Origin of the sequence: Aureibacter tunicatorum (assembly GCF_036492635.1) — a bacterium.
In the GTDB taxonomy this organism is placed as follows: Bacteria; Bacteroidota; Bacteroidia; order Cytophagales; family Cyclobacteriaceae; genus Aureibacter; species Aureibacter tunicatorum.
The window spans coordinates 4,375,631-4,399,344 of the sequence record NZ_AP025305.1 but is presented as its reverse complement, the minus strand read 5'-3'; the positions used below and the strand labels follow the sequence as shown (position 1 = coordinate 4,399,344).

The following is a 23,714-nucleotide window of genomic DNA, read 5'->3' as shown; positions in this document are numbered from 1 at the left end:
AAAGAAAAATGCTTTGTTCTACATTTGAAGGATTGATTTTCTCAAAACTTCCGAACTGTTTGTTCCCTCGCAAAAAATGAGATCCACGGTACTCAAGTTCTTAACAAATTTCTCTCCAAAGACTTGTTGGTATGGAGATGCTGAAAAATTGGCATTTGAAGATTCCTTTTTAGGATGAATTTTTGACCTGAAATCATCAAAGGAATCTGGAAAATCTTCACTTTTTGTTATCAAATGAAGACTGCTCTCTATTTGTAATAATTTACATATTAAATTAATCAATTCAATGTTCAAATCCACTAACTTTTCATGCTTTTTTGCTAAGATTTTTTCAAAGTAAAAGCTGTAGTACTCAAAAAAAGGTGATTTGCCGTAAGCAGTTTGCAAAGATCTCCAATGTGTCAAATGCCATTTCTCTTTGTAATCAATTTTGGCATGTTGTATTACAGGCTTTTTATTACCTTTTTCAATCGGAATAGTCAAGTCCATGATTTTGTTGGACATAAGTATTCGACATCTGTTTCTATAAGATTGTTTTTGGTATCTCTCAGTTAGGTCAAAGTATACGTGGGTGTATTCGGCGATAGTGAAAAAGTATTCTATAGGTGGTAAATACTGCAGATCTATGACCAAATTATTTTCTTTCATTTATTACGAGTTAATTTAATAATCAATAGCTAATTAATGATAAATGCTAAACGATGATATTTAGGTTAAATTATTTTATCAAGATTAAAAATTTTAAACCTATTAAATATATTGTGATATATCCCCGAGTCCCTCTCTGATTACTTCGAATGAATCAGTGGTTGCATTGACAATGGTAGAGGCTATGTTATTGCCGTATCCGCCATCAATGATTATATCCACTTGGTTTTGATATTTTTCATAAATCAATTCCGGATCGGTGGAATATTCTAAAATCTCATCTTCGTCTATGATCGAAGTGGTGATAATCGGATTGCCTAAACTTTTGACAATTTGTCTTGGTATATTATTGTCAGGAACCCTGATACCAACGGTTTTTTTCTTTCTGCCGAGTATTTTAGGGACTTTGGAACTGGAATTTAGAATAAAAGTAAAAGGCCCCGGAAGAGCTTTTTTCATTACTTTAAATTGCGGAGTGGAAAGGCTCTTCACATATTGAGATATGTCGCTTAGATCGAAGCAGATAAAAGAAAATTCGGCTTCCTTTGCCTTCATATTTTTGATTTGAGCTACTTTCTCTATGGCTTTGCTATTGAAAATATCGCAGCCAATCGCGTAAACAGTATCTGTTGGATAGATGACTACTCCTCCGCTTTTCAACGTATTGCTAACCTTTTCGATTATTTTTTCTTGAGGATTGTCCGGGTAGAGTTTTACGAATTCAGCTGCCATATGCTATTTGTTTAGTATTCTTGCCAATTTACATATAATTCACTACAAAAGGATGCGTTGTTGTATATGAATCCAAAGCATATTTTCAAGGATTGTGAATTATTGCTTATTTTTGTGTACTATGGAAAAAAGGAAAATATTCGTTATTGCGTTGATAGTGTTCGCGACATTAGGTTCGTCATTTATATTTTATTTTTATCAAATGTTTACTGGACCTAACATACTAGTGAGCAAACAGCCTCAAACAGTATTCATACCAGCGAACAGCACATTTCGCGATGTGCAAAATATCATGTATGACCAAGATGTGGTTCAAGATATGGTATCATTCAGCTTTGTGTCCAAAATACTGAAGTACCAAGATAACATTAAGCCGGGAAGATATGTTTTTGAACCCAATATGAATAATGTTGAGGCAGTAAGGAAACTAAGAGCTGGTGATCAGGATCCATTGACTGTGACCTTCAATAATGTCAGAACTTCGCTGGATCTTGCGGAGAAGATTACGGCTAATATTGAGCTAGAGACTGAAGAGTTTCTAAAAGTACTTCATGATTCGACATTGTTTTCTTCGTTCGGCTTTAATCATGAGAATAAAATGGCTATGTATATTCCCAATACTTATGAGGTGTACTGGACTATTGACGCTGATGAGTTAATAAAGAAATTACATAGCCAATACAAGAGCTTTTGGAATGAGGATAGAAAGTCAAAGGCTGCGGAAATAGGAATGACGCCAGTTGAAATCAGCATATTGGCCTCAATAGTACAGGCCGAAAGCAAAGTGTTTGAAGAGCAACCTACTATTGCCGGAGTATATATTAATAGATTGAAGAGAGGAATACCTTTGCAAGCTGATCCGACGGTTGTTTTTGCTGTTGGAGATTTTGAAATCAAGAGAGTATTAAACGAACATCTTGAGATTGATTCGCCATACAATACATATAAGTATGCGGGACTGCCTCCTGGGCCTATTAATCTTCCTGAAGCTCGTGTCATTGACGCTGTTCTTAATTTTGAAAAGCACAGTTACCTATATTTTTGCGCTAAAGAGGATTTTTCAGGTTCTCATAACTTTGCCAAAACTTTGAGCGAGCATAATATCAATGCCGCAAAGTATCAAAGAGCGCTGAGCAGAGCTAAGATATTTAAGTGATATACTGTCCTTTATAAGTTCCCTAAGTAAATTTCTATCATAGAATCATTTGTAGTATAATTTGATTTCTTTTCTGTGATAGAAAATTACCTTATTAAGTGTGTAATTTAGAACAAGAGGTGTGTAAAGTAGAGTCAATTAGCAAGCAAGAAACCCAAAAATTAGAAGCTTTGAAGGCTGATATTGACCGAACAGAAAAAGAGATTGATACTGTGAAGTCTGAACTCAATGCTTTTAGACTTAGAATCAGAACTGAGTTGCGTGTTGAGATTGCGCAAATTCAAAAGCTTCAAGCCTTGTATAATGAGCAAAAGAAGCTCAAGAAAGAGAAAAGAAGAGAGCAAAAAAGAAAAGGAAAGAACTTTCGCACCAAAGAAAACACTTTAGTAAGCAAGCAACAAAAGGAGACAAGGAAATCATGTGCTGTTAATGAAAATTTAAATGAGCTGAAACGTCTTTATAAGGAAGGCGTAGTCAAAGTGCATCCCGATAAAATTCAGTCGAATGATGACGATGAAATCAAACAGGCTACCGAGCTGACAATCCTTCTTAACGAACATTATCAAAATGCGAACCTCGAACAGTTAAGAAGGTTGCATCAACAAATTTTTAGCGGACTTACGAATTTAAAATTGGACATGAAGGTTGATCATAATGAGAAAATATGGTCGCTCAAAGTCGAGTTGAGGGATTTGAAATTCGAACTTGAAGAACTCCAAGCTTCTCAATTGTATGTTGTGCTACGCCAGCTTGACAAAGAAAAATATCTCAGCGATTTAAGAAATTATTTTCATGACAAGATAAATAAATTGCGAAAGCGAACGAGATCAAGATAAGGAGTTTCATTTTGATATTGAACTTAAGTTTTTTCCTGAGGAATAGTTTTATGTTTATTTGATGTAAATTTAGCATATACTTATGTGAGCTAAATGGATAAACTTATATATAAACTCATAGATGAACTTTCCTACTTCGAGTGGTATGTTCTCACTGCTATATATTTTCTTTTGCTGTATTTTGGGGGAGTGTTATTGTTTTCTCTGTTAAGCAATTTGCTTGAGAAAAAAGCATGGATAAGAAAGTTGTCAAGAGAAAAGGTAAGTGAAAGTCAGAAGAAATTAGAGGTCAGAGATTCCCTTCACTCTATACTTATATTTGGCTTTTCGAGCTTACCGATCATTTATCTGCTTCGACATGAATCAAGTTGGTTTGCAGACAATACTTTAGTGAATGTTCTTGTAGGTTTATTAGCATTGAATGTATGGAATGAAATTCATTTTTTCATAGTTCACAGGCTGATGCACACTCCTTGGTTGATAAAAAATGTACATTTTATTCATCATCGATCCAGAGTTCCGACTTATCAGTCAGTGTTCAGTTTTCATTGGTTGGAAGCGCTGCTGTTGAGTACTGTTCCGATCACATTGATTCCCTTTATAAAACTATCACCAATGGCGATAGCACTTTATCCGATATGCAGTATATTTTTTAATTTTATAGGACATTCCAATTATATTTTATGTGGAAAAATAGCTCGATTTACGAGTATGAGTTCCCGTCATCATAATCATCATCGCCGTGGTAAAGACAACTTTGGCTTTGTTTCTTACGTTTTTGATGAGATTAACCTAAAAATCAAACAACTAACACAACGAAATGACTAATAAAACATATATCACAGGCTTGGGAACTTATTTGCCCAATGAACCTGTTAATAATGAAGAAATGGAGGAGTATCTGGGTAGAATAGCAGATAAGCCGAGTGTTGCCCGACAAAGAATACTCAACCAGAATGGAATAAAGCAGAGGTACTATGCCATAGACAAGCAGCAACAAAGCACTCATTCTAATGCAGAGATGGCAGCCAAAGCGCTTGAATCAGCCTTAGAGAAATCATCAGTAGATACCAAAAGCATTGAGTTGCTGGCTACGGGTACGACTCAGGCAGATCTGCCTATACCGGGATTTGCCAGTATGGTACATGGGCATTCTTCTTTGGATGCATGTGAGCTTGCAAGTTTTCAGAGCGTATGCGCCAGCGGAATGATGGCACTAAGGGATGCTGATCTTCAGATCAGGTCAGGAGAAAAGAAGGCTGCGGCAGTAGTCGGGAGTGAATTTGCCAGTAGGCTGTTTAAAGCTTCGAGATACGAAGCTCAGGGAGTGAGTCAGTTGTCATTTGATACAGAGTTTTTGAGATGGATGCTTTCTGATGGAGCCGGAGCTTTTGTCTTACAGCCAGAAAAGAATCCAAGGTCTTATTCATTGGAGATAGAATGGATTGATATTAAGTCTCATGCTCATCAGCAGGATCTTTGTATGTATGCCGGGCAGAATAATAATCAGGATAATACGAAAAGCTGGCTGGATTATGATTCATATGAATCCGCTTCTCAAGCCGAAGCTATCAATCTAAAGCAAGATATACGCCAACTTGATCAGGTTGTCAAAACCGGTGTGGCGCATTATTTTGACTTAATTGATCAAGGAAAAATAAATGCAGAGGAAGTGGATTGCTTGTGTTGCCATTATTCTTCTGAGTTTTTTAAGAAGCCTATACAGGAGTTGATGAAAAAAGGAGGAGGTATGATCCCTGAAGATCGTTGGTTTACCAATCTGTGCACAAAAGGGAATACTGGAGCGGCTTCAATTTTCATCATGCTGGAAGAACTCACATATTCAGGGAGTTTAAAAAATGGTCAGAAAATTCTTTGTATGGTGCCTGAGAGTGGTAGGTTTATCACTTCATTTATGATGTTGACCGTTCATGCACCAGAATCAGCCAGCTTATTGAAGGATTATCCTGTCAGAAAAATCGAGGCACCAGAGTTGGTTGTAGAGAAAAACCCTACCTCAGAATGGTTGGTTCGACAGTTGAGCCAGATATGGATAGAATTTGAGACCAAATTACTTCAAGTGCCTGTCGTAAAGAAGATTCACAGTGGCAAATTAACGCTGGAAGATTATAAGTTATTGATCAGGGATTTGAGACAACAGGTGATTGATGGCTCACAATGGATCTCTCGTGCAGCTTCCAATATCTCTATTGATTTGTTTGAATTACGATCAGCTTTTATCAAACATACGGCTACGGAGCATAAGGATTTTCAGTTATTAGAAAAAAATTATCAGGCACTTGGAGAAAGTCTTGAAGATATTCAGTCGAGTCCCAAGAATCTGGGTAGCATAGCTCTTTCTTCATTTATGTTTCAGCAGGCAAGTCAGCCTAATCCTATTGATTTGCTTGGTTCGATGTTTATCATAGAGGGCATAGGAAAGCGACTAGCAGGATACTGGGGAGAGATGATCAAAGACCAACTGAACTTGGATGAGAATCAGGTGTCCTTTTTTACTTATCATGGCGTTGCCGACGAGAATCATTTTCATAGATTAGAAGAAGCACTTAATCATCCTTTGATGCATATGGAACTTGCCCAGAAGATAGCGCAAACAGCCAAGATCACAGCGAGACTTTATCATATGCAGTTAGAAGAATTAGGTAATTATTAAATTAGCAGATTTATGACAGATTTTTTGAATATAGAAACACATGACAGTCGGGATCCGAATCCCTGGCTGGCGATGTATTTGGACACAAGTATTGATATCAATAAAAAGACCAAAGAAGCTCTGATGAGAGATAATGACTCCAAGGCTAAGAGATATCTATTTCCGATTGTTTGGTTCAGCTCTAAGGTCAGTATGTTCTTTATTCATGTGTTTAAATTTTTCTTCCCGAAGTTGATTAATTCATCGAAAATACTGCACAGAATATTAGCTTGGGGGTTGAAGAATTTTGTCAGTGCTGATGCCAACCTACTGATCTTTCGTCATTTTCATGTGGGCAGTGAGATACTTCAGTTTATAGCTGGTAATATAGATGGGATAGAGATGAAGACGAGTCCTTTGAAGCCAAAGAATTTTGAGGATGTAAAGGATGATTTGTTTCTTGATCATGATCTGAACCTCTATAATTTTGTTATAAACCTGAATCATCAACTTCAGACCCATCAAGTTCATATTCAGAAAAAGGAACAATTGAACTTGAGTATGATCAGCGAAGATCAGTTTGATCATATAGATTTTCCTGATAAATGGACGAATGTACTTGATCTTAGGTCGGCGATAGAACTGTTTACACCCTTTTATCAGTTATTTCTCACAGCAAATGATTTTGTAAGAGCTTCCAATTCACTCCAGCTGGATGAAACGATAGCCATATATACTTCTCAGATACTTGGTACACCCGGACATATAGGTTTGGTCAACAATCGACACCCTATGGTACCAGTAACGACCTATAGTGCAGCTTTCAGACTGGTATTACATGGCTTGGCCGCAGAGTCACTTCATGAGGTACTAGTTAAGATCAAACAAGGTATTCCAAGAGATGGAGTGGTGTTGCCTGAAAATGGAACAGTTCAGGTTTAAACCTTTCGCACAAGTCAAAATAAATCCGCATGCCTAAGCAATAATTAATTTAGTGCTATTTCCAGATGTCTTGCAGGTCTAAATACTTTGCATGCAATGAAATCCGTTGAATATAGGGGTATAGTCCCTGTGTATGGCAAGTGTCATATAGGTTTTCACCATATTTCATTTTATGTTTTTCATTAAAAATAAGTCATTTAATCCTGTAGTATTTTTAAGTTCTTGTTTGATCATTTTAATCGTCACTGTTTCCAGCGCGGTTGCGCCTGAGGCTTTGAGCGGAGTTTTTAAAGTTGTGCAGGGCTGGCTGATTGCGAATACCAGTTGGATTTATATCCTTTCGGTGGCAATAATGGTGTTTTTTTGTATTTGGTTGATCGCTTCTCGAAAAGGAGACATTAAACTGGGACCAGATCATTCAGAACCGGAATATAGCGACACTTCATGGTTTGCGATGCTATTTTCAGCGGGTATGGGAATTGGCTTATTGTTTTTTGGAGTAGCAGAACCCTTGATGCATTATAGCGCGCCCCCGGCGGCGGATCCTTTGAGCGTTGAGGCGGCGAAAGACGCCATGAAGATTACATTCTTTCATTGGGGCTTGCATGCTTGGGCTATATATGCTACGCTAGCAGTAATATTGGCTTATTTTGCTTATAGAAAAGACCTGCCTTTATTGCCAAGGTCGATATTTTATCCTATCCTAGGAGATAAAATTCACGGAAGAGCAGGAGATTTTATTGATACTTTCGCTGTCATTGGAACCATGTTCGGTGTTGCATCATCGTTGGGCTATGGTGTTTCTCAGGTGAATGCAGGCTTGAACTATCTTTTTGGAGTTCCTGTCAATTTGTATGTGCAAGTGGGACTTATTATAGGCATCACCGCTATGGCGACGATTTCCGTGGTTTTAGGACTTGATGGAGGCATCAAGAAGCTTTCCAATGTCAATTTGATTTTAGCGGTATTATTGTTGGGTTTGGTTTTGATATTGGGAAATTCGGTGGACTTGCTCAAGGCGTATGTTCAAAATACTGGCGCTTATTTATCTGATTTTGTTCACAAGACATTTAATTTATACGCTTACGAAAAGAATGAATCTTGGCTTGGCGGTTGGACATTGCTTTATTGGGGATGGTGGGTTTCATGGTCCCCATTTGTAGGAATGTTTATCGCAAGAATATCAAGAGGCCGAACGATCAGAGAGTTTATCATCGGTACTTTATTCATTCCGGCGTCTTTTGCTTTTTTGTGGTTTACCGTATTCGGGAATACTGCTATTGAAATCGCCGGTTCTGCTGGAGGCGAGGAGTTTATTCAAGTAGCTACGGAAAATGTTCCAATAGCTTTATTCAAAATGTTCGAATATTTGCCATTGACGAATATTCTCTCTGTGATCGGGCTATTGTTGGTCGTTACATTTTTTGTGAGCTCTTCGGATTCTGGATCGTTGGTGATTGACACTTTGGCTTCTGGAGGGAAGGAACATCCGCCAGTATGGCAAAGAGTTTTTTGGGCCGTATTGGAAGGTTTTGTGGCGATAGCTTTATTGATTGCTGGTGGATTGGATGCATTGCAGACGATGACGATAGCTTCGGCTTTTCCTTTGATGTTTTTGATTATAATAGGCTTGATTGCATTTATCAAAACTTTGCATCAGGACTATTTATTGGCGAATTCCATTCAAAATCACAGTACCAGCGTGCAGTATACATTGGCTAATGTTTCTTGGAAAGAGCGCGTGAAATATTTGTCGAGACATCCAAGCCAAGGAAGAACATTGGTGTTTTTGGAGGAAACAGTTTATCCGGCTTTGATGGAATTCAAGGAAGAATTGATGAAGCATGGAAGCGAAGTGCAGGTAGTGATTTCTGATTTGAGCGTCGCTTTGAAAATCAATAATGGAGACGCCGTTGATTTTCACTATGAAGTGCAGGTAAGGGATTTCGCTGTGCCTGATTATGCCAACAAGTCAAGAGAGGAATATTCTAGAGCTGAAGTATTCTTGTTGAATGGTGGACAAGATTATGATGTGTTTGGTTATAGCAAGGAGCAAATAATCGCCGATGCGATTACCCAATACGAAAGGCATTTTCATTACCTTCATGTCACGACCAGCGAGGAAGTGGAAAGATAAAATCATTATAAAGAGAGCTTTTAAAGTTCTCTTTTTTGTTTTTGCAGTGCTTGGTTATTTGTGATGCGTAATGAGCATGCATTTTGAGAAGTCTATCTAGAGAGGTAAATTAGTTGGCTGTGGGAGTTATTTTTTGTTGATTGATGTGGAGGGTGATATGGTCAAAATTTTAAAAAATGGAAAAAGACAACATCGAGTCATGGGCTGAAGAATTTAAGAAAATAGGAAAGGAAGTTACCTTGCAAAGCCACAAGACCTTGGTGAGGTATGGAGAAAAAGCCACAAAGCTTTATTTGATCCTGAAGGGTGGCATGGTGCTTTTGCATGTTCATCCGATTACGGGTGAAGAGAGAGCGATCAATTTTTTTATTCCTGAATTTCATCCGATAGCGACAGTGTCGCAGTCTCTTGTAATGGGAGAGCCTTCCAAATACCATTTGAAAACATTCACAAACACCAAACTGATAGAGTTGAATTGGAAGGGTGTGGAGGCAATGATGGAAAGAACGAATATTTCTCGCCAGTTCCAAGAATATGGCGTCAAGACGCTTTTGGAAAAGAATGAGCTAAGGGCATTGCTTATCGTTTTGAGTAGCGAGGAAATGCTACATTATTTGCATGAGAATTACCCTCATATACTGCGAAATGTGCCTTCCAAGTACGTCGCTAATTTTTTAGGCATTACCCCGCAGTGGCTAAGCAAGCTTAAGCATAAACTTTGAAACCTGAAACTAGTTTCATCTTTGGAAGGAGTAAAATTATCACCTTTGCTCTTGTCAATCAAAGTGAACACTGTCATGGGAAATAAAAAGTGGGATACGAGTTTAATGCCTGATTTAAGCGGAAAGGTGGCTGTTATCACCGGTGGCAATGCAGGTTTGGGTTACGAAATCAGCTTGCAATTAGCCAAACGCAACGCGGAGATTGTTATAGCTTGTCGAACAGAAAGCAAAGGCTTTGATGCGATAAAGAGAATCGAAGGAGCTATCGGCAGAAAAATCGAAGCGGAAGTGATTCGATTGGATTTGTCGGATTTTGATTCGGTCAGAGCATTCGCGGAGGAATTCAAATCGCGCCATGAACAATTGGATCTTTTGATTAACAATGCGGGTGTTGTGAATTTGAAGGAAAGAGAAGAAACAGCTTCAGGACTTGAGATGCACATGGCCACAAACCACTATGGACATTTTCTTTTGACAGGTTTGTTGTATCCGTTTATTGTGAAAACACCTGATGCGAGGGTAGTGACTATGAGCAGTGGTGGGCATAAATTTGCCGATTTGAATTTTGATGACCTCAACTGGAACAATCGTCCATATGATCGAACGAAATCTTATGGGGACAGCAAGCTAGCGAATCTTCTTTTTGCGAGAATCTTGCAACAAAGATTTGAGATGGACAAATCATCGGCGATATCATTAGCCGCTCATCCAGGACTGAGCGCTACAGAAAGACAACAAACGATTGGTGTTGGAGGATGGTTGACGAGAATATTGGCTCAACCTGTATGGATGGGAGCATTGCCGGCGCTTAGAGCAGCAACGGATCCTGAAGCTAAACCTTTGGAGTATTATGGTCCCCGATGGGGCATAAGAGGTTATCCTGTATTGGAAAAAATGAGTCCAAAAGCTCACGATCAACAGTTGGCTGAAAAGCTTTGGAAAGTATCCGAAGAAGTAACAGGAGTAAAGTATTAGCAAATGACTTATACAGCTGTAGTTGTCGGCGCCACTGGCTTGGTAGGGAAGAATTTGGTTCAGGAATTAATCAACGATTCTGAGTGCAATGAGATTCGTGTGATTGTCAGAAGAGAATCGAATTTCGATCATCCTAAAGTTAAGGTGTTTGTAGTGGATTTTTCCCAGCTTATGGATTATGCGGAAGCTTTTCAAGGGGATGTTTTGTTTTCTTGCCTTGGCACGACCAGAGCGGATGCCGGCAGTCCTGAAAAGCAATATTTAGTAGACTATACGTATCAATTTCAGTCCGCAAAATTAGCTTCGGAGAATGGAGTTAATGCATATGTTTTGGTTTCATCCCCATTCAAGGATATAGATTCTAAGAACTACTATCGAAGAATGAAAGCCGAGCTGGAAGAGTCGACAATGCAGTTGTCTTTTGACAAAATAGTTTTTTTGAGACCTAATGGCCTTATGGGAAAGAGGGAGAGAAAACGATTTGGAGAAAATAGAGCAATGAAAATATTCATTTCATTGGTGAAAATATTTCCGAAGCTTGGAAAGTACAAGCCTATATTAGGCTCGGATGTGGCAAAGGCGATGTTGAAATCTTATCACCTTTCACAAAATCAAGCATCGAGAATTTTGACATACGACAGGGATGAAGTGGAGGTTTTCATTTGATTTTATTGTTGATATTCTTTCCTTGCTCACTGAGCAAAGTAAAACTTAAGCAAATTTTATAATGGAATTGAAAACCTTCAATGCTTCTAGTTATTCCGAATTGATAGAAAGAATTTGGTACTTGGATAGTGGCGTTGAAGCTTTGAATACAGTTGTCCCTCCTCATCCTTATGTAAACCTAATAATTCCTCTTGATCGCTCCAGTTACTATTTGGATGGTCAATTGATTGATTATCCAATTCTTGAGGGGCTTGCCACAGAAATACGCCAAGTCAATTATAGTTCTAACGCGAAAATTATTGGAATCAGATTTTACGCTTATGGAGCGTATCCATTTTTTAGAATAAAGGGAAAGCAATTGTTCAATAATTTTGCGAGCATGCCTTTAGAGTTGGACTTGAGGTACGTAACTACAGAAGTGTTGATTGATAGGCTATATGCTTGCTTGAATCATTTGTTTAGCATTAAGACAAACGAGGAGATCAAACCGATTTGTGAATTTTACCATGATTTTAGATGGGGAGAATTGGATCTTAATATTGAAGAATATTGCAGAAAGTCTGGCACAAGCTATTCTTCACTCAATAGAAAGTTCACTCAAATTATAGGCCTTTCACCCAAGAAGTTCGAACGTTTGATTAAGTTTCGAAAAGCGCTTTGCGCGGTGATCGATAGTGATGAAAGCTTGACGGAGGTTGGCGCATTGTCTGGTTATTTTGATCAAGCTCACTTCATTAGAGAGTTTAAAATATTTGCCAATAATACTCCTTCCAAATATCAAAAAATCATCAAGCAGGCTGATAAAGAGACAAATTTGGTCAACTATAATTTCAAATTATTGTAAGTGACGAAAATATACAATTTTTCTTATGGGTAACGCTTTAGATTTGCGATATCATTTACAAAATAAGAAGACTATGAAGATTGATCATTTGGCAATTTGGGTGAGGGATTTGGATTTGGCTAAAGCATTTTATGAGAAATACTTTAACATGAAATCTGGTGAAAAATACATTAATGAAACGAAGGGGTTTAGTTCTTACTTTCTTTCATTTGAAAATTCAGATACGCGGTTAGAGATCATGCATAGGGATGATATTGAAGATTCGTTTTTTGATCATTCCAAAAAGCTGGGATTAACGCACTTTGCTATATCGTTGGGAAACAAAATTAAAGTCGATGAACTCACCGAGCTTTTGAGGCAAGATGGATATAAGGTTGTCGGAGAACCTAGAGTAACAGGAGATGGGTATTACGAGAGTGTAGTGGAAGATGCGGAAGGAAATTGGGTTGAACTGACAGAATGAAAAGATAAAGCAAAAGCCACTCGCAGTGGAGTGGCTTGGGGTGTTTAAAAAGTTATATGGCAATTAGGAATGGTTTGTTTTAGTTCGTCGACTTGCTCTCGTGTGAAGCCAGTGTATCTTAAATACAAATATTCTAATTGATTTAGGTTTTTTAATGGAGAAATATCTGTTAGTTGATGATTACCACCTAAGAAAAGTGTTGTTAAATTTGTTAGATTAGCTAATGGAGAAATATCGATTAGTTGTCCATTATTACTTAAGGAAAGATCGGTCAAGTTTGTTAGATTAGCTAATAGAGAAATATCGGTTAGTTGATCATTATTATCTATGGAAAGCTTTGTCAAGTTTGTTAGATTAATTAATGGAGAAATATCGATTAGTTGTCCATTATTTCTTAAGGAAAGCTTTGTCAAGTTTGTTAGATTAGCTAATAGAGTAATATCGTTTAGTTGACTATTATTATTTAAGGAAAGATCTGTCAAATTTGTTAGATCAGCTAATGGCGAAAAGTTTGATAAATCATAATGACCAGAGAGATCAAGTTTTGTCAAATTAGTTAGATTGGCTAAAACTGAAATATCATTTCTATCCGTTTTTCCTCCCAAATTAAGAACTTTTAAATTTACTAGATTAGCTAAGCCAGATAGATCTGTTTTGTCACAAGACTCCATATTAAGCTCAACCAGATTTACTAAGTTTGCTAATGGTGAAATATTATTTAAGTGATAATTTCTGCTAATATCAAGTTTCGTAAGGCCATTCAGATTTGAAATAGTAGAAAGATCTAAATTATAACAGGAACTCAAATTTAATACCTTGAGATTATTAAGGCTGGTTAAGTTAGAAATATCACTTATAAGATTATGTCCCAGATCAAGTTCTTCAAGTTGACTTAGAGCTGCAAGTGGGGATATGTCTGAAAAGGTACCACCAAATATCTCTAGATAAGTCAGGTTTGTAAAGTATTCCATCCCATTTATTGATTCTACCCCATTTTTACCATCACCAAGTCCAATATATAGACTATCGATATCTTTAATGTGACCGTATGTAATAGTTGTATTAGGCTCCAAACCTAATTCATATATTATATTAATTTGTAGTATCTCATCATCAAAAATAATAATAAAATTATCGTCCAGTTCATCAATGATTTCTGTACCTATACTCCCTTCACAAAGATTGAAATCATATGTTTTGTTGGTCTCTGAAATAGTAATTGTAAAGTCTTGGCTCAACTGAACTTCATCATCTATAATAATAACTTTCGCAGGATAATCTCCTTCAGACATATCGCATAATACTTTTTGTATTTCGAATTCACCTTCAGCATTTGTATATCCACCCAGATATTTTTTGCTACCATTCAAGTCAAATGATATGGCAAATGCTTTATTACTATAATTCTCTTCGCATTGTTTTAGATTACCAGAGAGGTTCAGATTGACTATGCTCTGTTCTGAGCTTAGGTCGATAGTGACTTCATAGGTCTTTGTTTCATCCAGAGCGACAGAAGCTGATTTTATTTCACCACATATAGTCTCTAGCTCAAAAGTATAGTCTCCTTTTGGAGCATTGATAAGTTTGAATTCGGCATTTTCATCTGTAGCGATATTTTTGGAAGCATTTCCTTGGTCAGAGTTTACTTTTACCTCGATTTCTTGGTTTTTGATTAAGTTGCCGTCTTGGTCTTTGATGATAATCGTTGGTTCGATGCTGTCTTCGATCTTGAAGTCGAGATTGTAAGTTGAGAAATGTTTTACATTGACGACATATTCATCACCTTGGAGCGTGGCTGTAGCAGTTTCCATCCATAGTCCGTGCTTTTCATTCAAGTGCCAAAGTGGGATTGTCTGCGGAGCGTTATCGCCTGCCGGCATTCTGATTTCCACTTCTTCCCCTTCGAAGATTTCCAGCTCATTGCCTTCATCGTCTCTCAGGTCTACTTTGATCATCCCGCGAGAGATGAGACCTACAATATTCTCATCTTCGTCAATTCCGACCAATATCCCTGGCATAGTTTCTTCAAAGTCTTCTGCCGTCGGATCATAATATGTGATCGATGTGTTTACATTTCCTTCGTAGCGATTGCCATCTTGATCAGCGATAGCATTTTCAGGGAATACCAAAGTGATCTCTTCATACTCTACAGTAGCGCCTTCGCTTGCTGTGAATACTTTAGCTTCAGGAGCGTCTTTCAAATAAAGGTATACCGTCGAAAGTCCGCTGTCAGAAGTTCGGACAGTTTTGATCGCTTCGACATAGTTTTCTTTGCTGGCTTTGACAGCGACGAAGTCTTTATTGACTTCAATATTTTCCAAGAGAATGAAACCATTGATATCAGTTGTGAAATTTTCGTCCGAAATGTTGATAGTTGCTTCACTGAGGGATTGACCTTCAGTGTCCTTGACGAAAATCATCAGGTCGCTTTTGACAGTTTCACTGGAAATTACAGACTGGATGATTTGGTTTTCTTGATTAGTGGCTTGGATGCCTGTGTTAGTTCCAACAGTTGGATTAGTTTCAGGAATCTCAATTTGTTTTAAAAATTCACTGCATGAACTAACTGCAAAGAATAAGCAGGTTGCTAGAAATATTTGTAGTTTGTTGTTGAACATTGTTGTCTTTATTGTTTGGAGGAATAAAAATAATAATAAAATGTTAATATATAATGAGATGCTTAGCTTTAATTGATAAAAGAATGATTAATTTGGATTTTGTATAAATGAAGTTGATGCTGTAAAAAGCAAGTAATAAGGCTGTCAATTTATCATGCAGCCTTGAATATTATAAAAAAATCTTTATTAATGATTCTCATCGCCGCTAATAGCATTCGGTTCAAATGCCCAAGAATCCTCAAAGTAATAGGATGAATATTGACATGTGGTAATATAGCTCAAGTTGCCTATGGAGATGTTTACTCAGAGTCTTGTCATATTTAAATATTGTTTTTTTAAAAAAGGAGAAAAACTATTCTCTCATCAGCTTATTATAACATAGAGAAATTCATAGTATCAATGTTAAAAGGAGAGTCGTTGCCATATAAATCGCATGCGTGCAGAACAAAAAGCAGTGTTCCGAATGCGCAAGTATCGGTAAAACTTCCTCCAGAATCTCCATTTTTAGTCCCTCCTGTAATTCAAGCGGCTTTTAAGCCGGGTAAAATCAAGCATAAGTGCCTTGGAAAGTCATTTTCCAGAGTTCATGGATTTAGTCCACTGCCCAATGTCAAGTTATTGCCTGATCAGATGGTCATCGTTGAAGACCAGAATATCGTTGCGGGTGGAGCAGGCTTGTTGTCGTATGAGGTAATGAAAGACGGCGTGGCGGAGCCATTTTGGGTCAGCAATGCGGATATGGAAATAGTTGAGGAGCCTGATCATTCTTTTATCAGGTTGATGAAGATGTTTGATGAGTGTTGGAGCGGGCAAGTACTGAATACTCAAGGTTATTATGATTATTATGGCGACTTGGCTAAAAACCTATATTCCTTTTACACATTAGTGATTAAGAAAAAGCCCAGCTGCACGAAGGAAGAGCAAGAAGTCATTGCTCGCGATCTTGTAGGTATGGCAATGCGAAGACCTGAGGATAGAAATCTTCGATTGAAAATAGAGGGAAAGAAAGATTGTTACTATAAGCACGCGCAATTGAAGGACATTAAAAGCTTTGGGCACTTTCCTGATTATTTTATCAATATGTATGGTAGGCTTGACAAAGAAGTGAAGCCTGAGCAGAAAGGGGCTTCTCCAGTGGTTGACGACCAAAGCGTTCCTTATAAATTCGATTTTTATTTGAATGTCAATGCCGCGAATTTGACTGAAGTAGCAAGGGATTTGATTCCAATGTTGGATGATCCAAGTGTGTTGGGAGGTTTGTATGTCAAAAATATGGCTGTTGCTCCTTTGAGAAATCTAGCCTCCAGAACAGATACTATAAATTTGAAAGTTACAAGCCCTGAAGGATTTGAGAAAGTCAGAGAGTATTTGATTCAATATGTAGACGGTCATGTTGATTTTTTTGTGGATGATTGTCTTGAGTTGACGGAAAGAATTGCTCCTGGACTTAGCTGGAGCCAAGATTCATTTTTTGACAATGTGTGGGATATGGATGGGAATATGTTGGGCGACGTTGGAGTGTATCTTGATAGAGTTGCGATGAGCATCAGCGACCACAAACAAAATAAATCGTTTTTGGACCTTTGGTGGTGGAAATGGTCTGAGATGGAAAGCTTGCATCATGAAGTGCAAGTCCAGTTGGTGAGAAATGCCGGAGCAGACAGGCAATTAGACTATGATAAGCTGCGTCGTCTAAGTGTGTTGACAGAGGAGTTAAGTCAGTTTTGTCCGCCACATCAGGTTATTGAATGGATAGACCATTATGACAAAATGAAAAAGAAGTTCGGAACGAATAGGTACAGTTTTTTGGGGATAAGAACGATAGCTTTGGCAGAGTTAATGAAAAAGAAACCTCGTGACCGGATGAAAGCATTCAAGTCATTTATGAGAATACTTAGAGATCATGGCATTGATCTGTTTCATCCGCACTTGAATAGACCAATCAAGCAATATAGAGAAGAAGGCATGGTGGTTATTGATCAGTTGCCTGAGGAGAGCTCGATTACTCCGGAGGTAGGCTTGTCTGCTCCAGAAGCTTGTTATATTCCTTCAGTAAGGAGCGAAGACGGAGAGTCAGTTTTAGAAAAGTCGACAAAGTTTTTCACTCAAGAAACAGTCGATCCTTCGAGACAGATACTAAAGGTGAACCGGAAAAGAGGAGAAAGATGGCAGGAAGAAGCGAAAGAACGAAAGTTGATGTCTAAAATAATAGAGGAAGAACGTGATGAACTTTAAAATCCAAACAGACTCTCCAAAAGACTAGTTATTAGCTAAGAATTTTGACTTATGCAGTATCAAGAGCCTTCGTTTAATTCTTCTTCTAGATTAAGTTCTAAAGCAGCGCGCTCCTCCAAGACCATTTCCGCGAAATTTCCTCCTGACTTTACTTTTCAGAAAAAACAGGTCATTCAAGCGGCATTTCGTCCAGCCCAAGTCCGGATGAGAACTCATGGTTATGAAGGACAAGGCATAGAACTTCGCAATATGAAGTTTGTTCCTAAGCAGGATGTGCTGTTATCGTCGCAAATGATGATTATAATCGATGATGACGTTGATGTGTGGAGGGGTGAAGGCGATGAAAAACAGCGATGGTATGAATGCCTAGCGGAAGGCGTAAAAGACCCTTTCTGGCTCAATGCCGATTTGCTGACTTTTCCTCAGCCGGATTATTCTTTCCTGCAGTTGATGGATATGTTTGAGGAATGTTGGAACGGATTCGTCTTTGAAAAAGCGAAATATAAACGTTCTTATGATACTGTGCAGAAGAATTTATATTCGATGTATGTGAAGAAGAAAACGGATAAGCCAAGAGTTCCAGAAGCAGTTGAAATCGGTTTAGCTGAAGAGTTTGTGAAGATGTTTTTGGAAAGGGCTGAGGATAGAGGAATGAGATTGTCAATAGAAGGGAAAAAGGCTATTTATTATAATTATGAACAGCTGAAAAAGCAAAAGAAGTTTGGCCATATGCGAGATTATTTTATGAATATTTATGGCCGATCCGAAGCAGATGGAGCATCTCGAGACAAGTCCGCGCCTCATATACGAACACAAAAAGTTCCATATAAATTTGATATCTATCTCAATGTCAAAGTTCATCATTTGAAGGAGGTCGCTCATACGTTAATGAGAATGATGGATGATCCGGAAGTATTGGGTGAATTGTGTGTGAAAAGCATGGCAATCGCGCCTTTGGTCAATCATGCTTCGAGAGTCGATTCCATTGTGATAAGAATAGTCAATCCTGAAGGTTTTGAAAAGGCCAAGCAGTTTCTGATAGAATATGTGGCTGCGCATCCGGACTATTTTATAGATGATTGTCTGGCTCTTACCGAAAGATTTGCGCCGGGAGCTAGTTGGAGTCAGGATTCATGGTTTTCCAATGTTTGGGACATGGACGAACGGATGCTTGCCGAGGTAGGATATTATCTCGATGAAGTGTCTATGAAGCTCTCTGAGCGGAAAAGGAACAAGCCATTTTTCGAATGGAAATCCACAGGCAAACAGTGGGAAGAACTAGAAAAAATGCATAGAGAACTTCAGTTGCAATTAGTCAAAAAAGGAGGTTCTAGTGATCAGTTTGATCAGGAAAAATTATTGAAATTGGGAGAAAAGAGTGAAGAAGTCTCCAAGGTGGCTTTGCCATATGATATTGGACATTGGATCAGACATTTTAAGAGGTATAAAAAACGATATGGAGCAGACAGAAAGACTTTCATGGGGATTCGCTCTTTGGCTTTAGAAGAACTCGCATTGAGGACTGATATGCCCGATAAACGGCGCTATAAGAATAAAATGGAGGCATTTAAAAACTTTATGAGGATATTGAGACGTCATGGCATTGATTTGTTTCATCCTCATGTCAATAGAGATATCAGGCCTGTCAGAGATGATGGGATGGTAGTAATCGGTGAAGGAGCAGAAGAGCTGGTTGCCGAATTGGGGACTGATATTTCTCATCCTGAAGCTATGTTTGTGCCAACACCAGCAAAGCCAAACAGTAGAGAGAAGCTTACGCATACTGAAGAGGTTGGTTTTGAGATACCTTCGATTAACTTGGGAGATGGAAGTCGAAAACCAGAAGATAGTCTATCCAAAGTATACGTCCAAGAGTCTGTAGGAGCACCTCGGCAAGTGTTAAAAGCGATCAGAGAAGAAGCGGCAGATTGGATGGCTCATGCTGTAGACCAAAGGATTTTGGCTAAAGAGCTTGAGGAAGAAAGAGATGAGCTTTAGGCTTTGTAAAACTATAGCTCAACTGTCTTGAATTTTTATTCGGTCCCGTCATTATATTTTTTTAGATATTGCCAATAAGAGGAGCTTTTCGGCGCCATTGATCATTGTCAATATTGTCAAGCATGAAATTGCATATTTGATCAACACCCACAGACATGCTTACAAGAGAGTTGTCATTAACGGAATATTCTCCTTGTATGTCTTTGATCATTGGAGGTCTTATTGATATGAAATCAATATTGGAATTTGTTAGTATCTCTAATTCTCCGTCTTTGACATTGATCATTTGCTGAGCCATCAAATTTAACATAAGCCTCAAAGCCTTTCTTTTGAATGATAGTTTTTCATCCGGAAACTTAATTGCAGCGCCTGAAATATTTATGAATTTTGTTGAGCCCTTTTTTTCCAATCGATTAATCAAATGGTTTAAGCTATCATGATATTTGCTTTCATCAATTCCTTTTGCTTTTAACGGAGGCCCAATCGTAGATAGGATTGCAGATGAACCATGGATAGCTTCATCGATTTTGTTTAGGTCAAAGTAGTCGCCTTCAATAATCTCTATTTTAGATTCAAACTCTTTAAGTTTGTTTTTCGATCGCGCTAAAGCTTTTATTTTATAGCCACGCTCAATAGCTAGTCGAATTAGTTTCTTTCCAACGAAGCCAGTAGCTCCAAAAATAGTTATTTGTTTTGCCATTATGGTTGATTTTATTTGATAAGGTTGTTTTTGATTTTGAGGAGATAGCCATTGAGTGTTTCAATGTCTTTTGAGGACAATCCTTCCAATGCGATATCCAATGTTTCGGAAGCCACTTGGTTGGATGCTTTTTTTATTTGTATGCCTAGGTCCGTAATCGATATTACATTGTTTCGTTTATCAGATTCGGAGACGGATTTGGAGACAAGCCCTGTTTTTATCAAGTTTGAAACTAGACTATTGATACTGGCTTTGTTTTTAAGAGTTATTTCACAAATTTCTTTTTGACTCTTAGGTTCATTGACTAGCACCTCGAGAACCATCCATTGCTCTGGAGTTAATTCTATCTGATGTTTTGTCAAGCCTTGTGTAAGCTTGTTGCTTAGCAATCTTGATGACTTGCCAAGTAGTTCTCCTGTTTTGAATTTTTTCATGAATCAAATGTATGAATAAATTAGTTTGAATTCAAACTAATTTATTCGATTTTACTCTTTAAAATTTTTAAATTTATTTTCATGGTTCATGAAATGCGAAAAATTACAGCTCACCTTTATTCAGAAATTGAATATTTCCAGAGGCTAAAAACAGCAACTGGGAATAATTGTTAGTATTGGGAAGCTTAATACGAATTTCAATGCTGCATAGGGATATATTGAGAAAAACAAAAGAGCCAGCCATTCAAAAAATGGCTAGAAGTTCGATTTCAATCTCGAAAAATCCACCAGCTTTGACATTTGCTAATACTCCTGTTGTTCAAGCGGCTTTCAAGCCTGCTCATCTTAAAAAATCAACTCATGGTTATTCTTTGAAGAATTCTCAACTTACGCCTTTGCCATCGGTTGAACTTGGCGCTGGAAGGCATGTGATTATTGACGATGAGCGTTATCATACGGCTGATGAGGACGATCTTTGGTATTTTGCTTATTGCCGAGGAGTTAAAGAAGATTTTTGGGTTCGAGAGAGTATTTTGGAGATGGAAGAACCCGATCATTCCTTCAACCAATTGATGGAACTGTTTGATGAATGTTGGGATGGAAAAGTGACTCGGAGAGCGGACTTTACCCGACCTTACAATACTTTGCAAAAGAATCTGTATTCTCGCTTCACAAGAAATACCATTGCAAAGCCTCCTGTGGATCGATCAGCTCAGCTGGATTTAGCCCGCCGCATCGTTAATGATCTTTTGGTCAACCGCCCAACGGACAGAAACCTTCGATTGAATCTAGTGGATAGAAAGCCTCATTACTACAAGCATGCTGAATTAAGAGGAATACGGGACTATAGCCATTTTCCAGATTATTTTATGAATATGTATGGCAGGCAGGACACGGAGTCTGAAAGATTAAAAAATGAACCTGTGCTGGAAACTCAGAGCGTGCCTTACAAGTATGACATTTATCTAAATGTCAAAGGGCCTCATGTGTTTCAAGTAACCCAAGATTTAATGCCGTTATTGGATGATCCGGGAGTTTTGGGAGGCCTTGCCGTTAAGTCCTTGTCCTTGGCTCCTTTTTGCAATTTGTCTTCCAGATGCGATACTTTTGTCTTGAGAATAGTCAACCCTGATGGTTTTGAGAGGGTGAAGGTGTTTTTGAGCAGGTATATCGAGGAGCATCAAGATTATTTTGTGGATGAATGCTTGAGGTTGACGGAGAGGTTTGCGCCGGGCGCAAGCTGGAGTCAAGATGTTTGGTTTCAAAATGTTTGGGGATTTGACGATAGATTGATTTCGATCTTGATGGAATATTTGGATAGAGTTGCTTTGCAAATCAGTGATCGAAAAAGAAATCCTCCGTTATTTGATTTTAGAGCGGGACAATGGTCGGAATTGGAAAGGCTTCATCATAAAGTTCAGCTTCAAGCAATTGCGAGGCCATCAGAAAAGGATTCCGTGGATGAATCCGATTTGCGAAAGCTAAGTAATCTGAGCATGCGGTTGATTAATGATAGACCGGACCAAGTGATGGAATGCTTAGATCACTTTGAGGCCAATAAGAAAAAGTTTGGAAAAGATCGTTTTCACTCATTTTTTGGATTAAGATCTCAAATTTTGGCAGAACTTGTGCAAGGAAAGTACCGCAATCGCTCGGAGGCGTTCCGAGGAATGATGAAGATAATGAAAAAATACGGAGTCGATATCTACCATCCATACAGCAATTTTGAAGTAAAAGCTTACAAAGACGATAGCTTGGTAGTCGTGGATACAGGCTTTGTCGAACCAGCGATAGTGGATGGTTATGAGATCGCTTCTCCAGAGGCTCAATGTTTCCCAATTTTGGAAACACATACAGAAGATAGCCAGATGACTATTGGTGACTCTATTACCAGCACAGCCGGAGCTACAGGTACAGATAGCGAAGCAAGCATTTTGTCCTCAGGCATGAAAAAGGTATACGTGCAGGACTTCAAAGGGCCGACACGACAGATTCTTAAAGTACTAAGAAAGGAAAAAGAGGATCTGACAAAAGGCCTGAATGATCAGAAGCTTTTGGGTAGAGAATTAGAAAGTCAATACGAAGAGTTGTGATGCAAACCGCTAATTTTTCATTCAGACAATTGAAGAAAATATTAATTACGGAACTTTGATGGAAATCAAAAGTAGTCGTTATGAACGAATGGAAAAGTCAAATTTTGAAAACCGATGGAGATAAATATGTAATACTTGTTAGAATGGCCGTTGGATTGGTTTTCTTGTCGGAGGGAATTCAAAAGTTTTTGTTTCCGATAACAAGAGGAGCGGGTAGGTTTGAGGCTATAGGTTTGCCCAATGCGGAGTTTTTGGGAAGCATGATAGGCGGATTGGAAATACTCGCTGGATTAATGATCATCATTGGATTGGGCACGCGATTGGCTAGTTTGATTATAATTTCAATTATGTTGAGCGCTCTAACTTTGACGAAGGTTCCTATATTAATGGAAAAAGGTCTCTGGGTTGCATTGCATGATAGCAGAACTGATTATTCCATGTTGATGGGCAGTTTATTTTTGTTTTTCAAGGGTGGAGGAAATTATTCATTGGATAGAAAATTTCAAAAGACATAAAAAAAGCCTCCGCAAAGGGAGGCTTCCTATATTCATGAATTTTTTGTCTTACTTCACTTCTTCGAAGTCTACGTAATCTCCGCCGGTGAAATGTCCCGGCTCATGCCTGTTTTTCTTCTGTTCGGGGACATAGTCAATATGCACATTGCTGTTGCGAGCGCTTTTACGCTGGCTCTGGCTGTGATTGTACTGATAGCTGCCACGATTGTTTTGGTAGGCATATTTCTTTGTCTGTTGCTTCATAAAAGCCTTCAGGATCATTTTTAAAATATAATGACCAAACTTTTTGAAGACAAAGAACAGTATAAGGAAAAAGACTACAATTTTAAATAGCATAATTCATTATT

21 protein-coding genes are annotated in these 23,714 nt (G+C 38.2%); 15 read left to right on the top strand and 6 right to left on the bottom strand.

The features are described 5' to 3' along the window. Positions 1–18: 18 nt before the first annotated feature. Together AABK36_RS18530 and AABK36_RS18525 are read right to left on the bottom strand one after the other, a co-directional pair. Positions 19–648: a WbqC family protein gene (locus AABK36_RS18530; RefSeq protein ID WP_309936634.1), complete on the bottom strand. Its 630-nt coding sequence runs from the start codon at positions 646–648 to the stop codon at positions 19–21. Between the two features lie 102 nt (positions 649–750). Next, positions 751–1,380 (bottom strand): L-threonylcarbamoyladenylate synthase, encoded by a 630-nt coding sequence (locus AABK36_RS18525; protein ID WP_309936633.1) that lies wholly within the window; start codon positions 1,378–1,380, stop codon positions 751–753. Between the two features lie 121 nt (positions 1,381–1,501). Here AABK36_RS18525 and mltG point away from each other — a divergent pair, with 121 nt between their 5' ends. The 11 genes from mltG to AABK36_RS18470 all read left to right on the top strand — a co-directional run bounded on the left by mltG (position 1,502) and on the right by AABK36_RS18470 (position 12,774). Beyond that, a complete protein-coding gene (mltG, locus tag AABK36_RS18520; protein WP_309936632.1) occupies positions 1,502–2,536 on the top strand; it encodes an endolytic transglycosylase MltG in 1,035 nt (344 codons plus the stop codon). Between the two features lie 98 nt (positions 2,537–2,634). Next, positions 2,635–3,372: a hypothetical protein gene (locus tag AABK36_RS18515; RefSeq protein WP_309936630.1), complete on the top strand. Its 738-nt coding sequence runs from the start codon at positions 2,635–2,637 to the stop codon at positions 3,370–3,372. 93 nt (positions 3,373–3,465) lie between these two features. Further along, a complete protein-coding gene (locus tag AABK36_RS18510) occupies positions 3,466–4,200 on the top strand; it encodes a sterol desaturase family protein (RefSeq protein ID WP_309936629.1) in 735 nt (244 codons plus the stop codon). Further along, entirely contained in the window at positions 4,193–6,046 is a 1,854-nt protein-coding gene (locus tag AABK36_RS18505) for an iron-containing redox enzyme family protein (protein ID WP_309936628.1), read from the top strand. The genes AABK36_RS18510 and AABK36_RS18505 overlap by 8 nt, the downstream gene beginning before the upstream one ends. 12 nt (positions 6,047–6,058) lie before the next feature. Beyond that, complete coding sequence (locus AABK36_RS18500) at positions 6,059–6,967, top strand: DUF6999 family protein (protein WP_309936627.1); 909 nt, start codon at positions 6,059–6,061, stop codon at positions 6,965–6,967. Positions 6,968–7,139: 172 nt separating this feature from the next. Further along, positions 7,140–9,104, top strand: coding sequence for a BCCT family transporter (locus tag AABK36_RS18495; RefSeq protein WP_309936626.1), 1,965 nt, complete (start codon positions 7,140–7,142; stop codon positions 9,102–9,104). Positions 9,105–9,280: 176 nt separating this feature from the next. Next, on the top strand, positions 9,281–9,826 hold the full coding sequence (locus AABK36_RS18490; RefSeq protein WP_309936625.1) for a Crp/Fnr family transcriptional regulator: 546 nt from the start codon (positions 9,281–9,283) through the stop codon (positions 9,824–9,826). Positions 9,827–9,901: 75 nt separating this feature from the next. Next, a complete protein-coding gene (locus AABK36_RS18485; RefSeq protein ID WP_309936624.1) occupies positions 9,902–10,801 on the top strand; it encodes an oxidoreductase in 900 nt (299 codons plus the stop codon). A gap of 3 nt (positions 10,802–10,804) precedes the next feature. Next, a complete protein-coding gene (locus tag AABK36_RS18480; protein ID WP_309936623.1) occupies positions 10,805–11,467 on the top strand; it encodes an NAD(P)H-binding protein in 663 nt (220 codons plus the stop codon). A gap of 61 nt (positions 11,468–11,528) precedes the next feature. Continuing rightward, positions 11,529–12,311 (top strand): helix-turn-helix domain-containing protein, encoded by a 783-nt coding sequence (locus AABK36_RS18475; protein ID WP_309936622.1) that lies wholly within the window; start codon positions 11,529–11,531, stop codon positions 12,309–12,311. A gap of 73 nt (positions 12,312–12,384) precedes the next feature. Next, a complete protein-coding gene (locus tag AABK36_RS18470; protein WP_309936621.1) occupies positions 12,385–12,774 on the top strand; it encodes a VOC family protein in 390 nt (129 codons plus the stop codon). A 44-nt stretch (positions 12,775–12,818) separates the two neighbouring features. Here AABK36_RS18470 and AABK36_RS18465 read toward each other — a convergent pair whose 3' ends face one another. Continuing rightward, positions 12,819–15,392: a leucine-rich repeat domain-containing protein gene (locus AABK36_RS18465; protein WP_309936620.1), complete on the bottom strand. Its 2,574-nt coding sequence runs from the start codon at positions 15,390–15,392 to the stop codon at positions 12,819–12,821. A 399-nt stretch (positions 15,393–15,791) separates the two neighbouring features. On the opposite strand from AABK36_RS18465, the gene AABK36_RS18460 reads away from it, so the two are divergent. Both AABK36_RS18460 and AABK36_RS18455 read left to right on the top strand, forming a co-directional pair. Further along, positions 15,792–17,627, top strand: a complete 1,836-nt coding sequence (locus AABK36_RS18460) for a hypothetical protein (RefSeq protein WP_309936619.1) — start codon at positions 15,792–15,794, stop codon at positions 17,625–17,627. A 51-nt stretch (positions 17,628–17,678) separates the two neighbouring features. Beyond that, positions 17,679–19,625 carry a hypothetical protein gene (locus tag AABK36_RS18455; protein ID WP_309936618.1) on the top strand — a complete coding sequence of 649 codons (1,947 nt, stop codon included), beginning with the start codon at positions 17,679–17,681 and terminating at the stop codon, positions 19,623–19,625. Positions 19,626–19,686: 61 nt separating this feature from the next. On the opposite strand, the gene AABK36_RS18450 is transcribed toward AABK36_RS18455, so the two are convergent. Beyond that, positions 19,687–20,325 carry an NAD(P)H-binding protein gene (locus AABK36_RS18450; RefSeq protein ID WP_309936617.1) on the bottom strand — a complete coding sequence of 213 codons (639 nt, stop codon included), beginning with the start codon at positions 20,323–20,325 and terminating at the stop codon, positions 19,687–19,689. Between the two features lie 11 nt (positions 20,326–20,336). Further along, entirely contained in the window at positions 20,337–20,759 is a 423-nt protein-coding gene (locus AABK36_RS18445; RefSeq protein ID WP_309936616.1) for a MarR family winged helix-turn-helix transcriptional regulator, read from the bottom strand. A gap of 200 nt (positions 20,760–20,959) precedes the next feature. On the opposite strand from AABK36_RS18445, the gene AABK36_RS18440 reads away from it, so the two are divergent. Continuing rightward, a complete protein-coding gene (locus AABK36_RS18440; protein WP_309936615.1) occupies positions 20,960–22,852 on the top strand; it encodes a hypothetical protein in 1,893 nt (630 codons plus the stop codon). Between the two features lie 80 nt (positions 22,853–22,932). After that, on the top strand, positions 22,933–23,367 hold the full coding sequence (locus AABK36_RS18435; protein WP_309936614.1) for a DoxX family protein: 435 nt from the start codon (positions 22,933–22,935) through the stop codon (positions 23,365–23,367). A 48-nt stretch (positions 23,368–23,415) separates the two neighbouring features. On the opposite strand, the gene AABK36_RS18430 is transcribed toward AABK36_RS18435, so the two are convergent. Then, a complete protein-coding gene (locus AABK36_RS18430; RefSeq protein WP_309936613.1) occupies positions 23,416–23,703 on the bottom strand; it encodes a DUF4834 family protein in 288 nt (95 codons plus the stop codon). Between the last annotated feature and the right edge of the window lie 11 nt (positions 23,704–23,714).

What these genes read in the sequence shown, in the direction of transcription:
- AABK36_RS18530 (WP_309936634.1), bottom strand. Translation starts at nt 648, where the DNA reads ATGAAAGAAAATAATTTGGTCATAGATCTGCAGTATTTACCACCTATA.
- AABK36_RS18525 (WP_309936633.1), bottom strand. Translation starts at nt 1,380, where the DNA reads ATGGCAGCTGAATTCGTAAAACTCTACCCGGACAATCCTCAAGAAAAA.
- mltG (WP_309936632.1), top strand. Translation starts at nt 1,502, where the DNA reads ATGGAAAAAAGGAAAATATTCGTTATTGCGTTGATAGTGTTCGCGACA.
- AABK36_RS18510 (WP_309936629.1), top strand. Translation starts at nt 3,466, where the DNA reads ATGGATAAACTTATATATAAACTCATAGATGAACTTTCCTACTTCGAG.
- AABK36_RS18505 (WP_309936628.1), top strand. Translation starts at nt 4,193, where the DNA reads ATGACTAATAAAACATATATCACAGGCTTGGGAACTTATTTGCCCAAT.
- AABK36_RS18500 (WP_309936627.1), top strand. Translation starts at nt 6,059, where the DNA reads ATGACAGATTTTTTGAATATAGAAACACATGACAGTCGGGATCCGAAT.
- AABK36_RS18495 (WP_309936626.1), top strand. Translation starts at nt 7,140, where the DNA reads ATGTTTTTCATTAAAAATAAGTCATTTAATCCTGTAGTATTTTTAAGT.
- AABK36_RS18490 (WP_309936625.1), top strand. Translation starts at nt 9,281, where the DNA reads ATGGAAAAAGACAACATCGAGTCATGGGCTGAAGAATTTAAGAAAATA.
- AABK36_RS18485 (WP_309936624.1), top strand. Translation starts at nt 9,902, where the DNA reads ATGGGAAATAAAAAGTGGGATACGAGTTTAATGCCTGATTTAAGCGGA.
- AABK36_RS18480 (WP_309936623.1), top strand. Translation starts at nt 10,805, where the DNA reads ATGACTTATACAGCTGTAGTTGTCGGCGCCACTGGCTTGGTAGGGAAG.
- AABK36_RS18475 (WP_309936622.1), top strand. Translation starts at nt 11,529, where the DNA reads ATGGAATTGAAAACCTTCAATGCTTCTAGTTATTCCGAATTGATAGAA.
- AABK36_RS18470 (WP_309936621.1), top strand. Translation starts at nt 12,385, where the DNA reads ATGAAGATTGATCATTTGGCAATTTGGGTGAGGGATTTGGATTTGGCT.
- AABK36_RS18465 (WP_309936620.1), bottom strand. Translation starts at nt 15,392, where the DNA reads ATGTTCAACAACAAACTACAAATATTTCTAGCAACCTGCTTATTCTTT.
- AABK36_RS18460 (WP_309936619.1), top strand. Translation starts at nt 15,792, where the DNA reads ATGTTAAAAGGAGAGTCGTTGCCATATAAATCGCATGCGTGCAGAACA.
- AABK36_RS18455 (WP_309936618.1), top strand. Translation starts at nt 17,679, where the DNA reads ATGCAGTATCAAGAGCCTTCGTTTAATTCTTCTTCTAGATTAAGTTCT.
- AABK36_RS18450 (WP_309936617.1), bottom strand. Translation starts at nt 20,325, where the DNA reads ATGGCAAAACAAATAACTATTTTTGGAGCTACTGGCTTCGTTGGAAAG.
- AABK36_RS18445 (WP_309936616.1), bottom strand. Translation starts at nt 20,759, where the DNA reads ATGAAAAAATTCAAAACAGGAGAACTACTTGGCAAGTCATCAAGATTG.
- AABK36_RS18440 (WP_309936615.1), top strand. Translation starts at nt 20,960, where the DNA reads ATGCTGCATAGGGATATATTGAGAAAAACAAAAGAGCCAGCCATTCAA.
- AABK36_RS18435 (WP_309936614.1), top strand. Translation starts at nt 22,933, where the DNA reads ATGAACGAATGGAAAAGTCAAATTTTGAAAACCGATGGAGATAAATAT.
- AABK36_RS18430 (WP_309936613.1), bottom strand. Translation starts at nt 23,703, where the DNA reads ATGCTATTTAAAATTGTAGTCTTTTTCCTTATACTGTTCTTTGTCTTC.